At 45.6% G+C, this 669-nt stretch carries 1 protein-coding gene; it reads right to left on the bottom strand.

Annotated elements, in window-relative coordinates:
• Window positions 1-669 (bottom strand): (Fe-S)-binding protein (locus R7040_RS27005; protein ID WP_318097678.1); only part of this gene is annotated, 669 nt, incomplete at both ends.

Genomic DNA, 669 nt, shown 5'->3' with positions numbered 1-669 from the left:
AAATAATCTTTTGCCGGACGCTGATAGCGCGAGTGATAAATGTTTAAAAAGCGGGAACGGAAACTTGGAACATCCACTTTGATCGGACATTGGCTCGCACACGCTTTACACGCTAAGCAGCCGTTCATTGCTTCATAAACTTCATGAGAGAAATCGTATTCGTGACGACGATTAATGGAATGACGCACACGATCAATCATGGTTTTGATCGATGTTTTGTTTTCTAACGTTTGCTTTTCTAGGTCAAGAATATCAATACCTTGCTCAGTAAGCTGACGCAACCATTCACGAACCAATCCAGCGCGCCCTTTTGGCGAATGACGACGATCAGCCGTCACTTTCATCGATGGACACATCGGCGAACTGGTATCGTAGTTAAAGCACAAACCGTTCCCGTTACATTCCATCGCTTGTTTAAAGCTGTCACGTACTTGTACGTCAATTTGGCGATCATAGTAACCACGTTTGGTGTCGGTTACTTTTACCAACTCTGCATCGCTATCAAGTGGCGTACAGATTTTTCCTGGGCTCATTTTATTATGTGGGTCGAATGCAGCTTTTACGCGTCGAAGCTCAGTAAACAACTCTTTGCCAAAGAACTCCGGACCATATTCCGAGCGGAAACCTTTACCGTGCTCACCCCACATCAGGCCGCCGTATTTCGCTACC

This window comes from Vibrio sp. 1069, from assembly GCF_033340555.1.
Note: the sequence above shows the minus strand (reverse complement) of the source record. Positions and strands in the feature narration are given on the sequence as shown.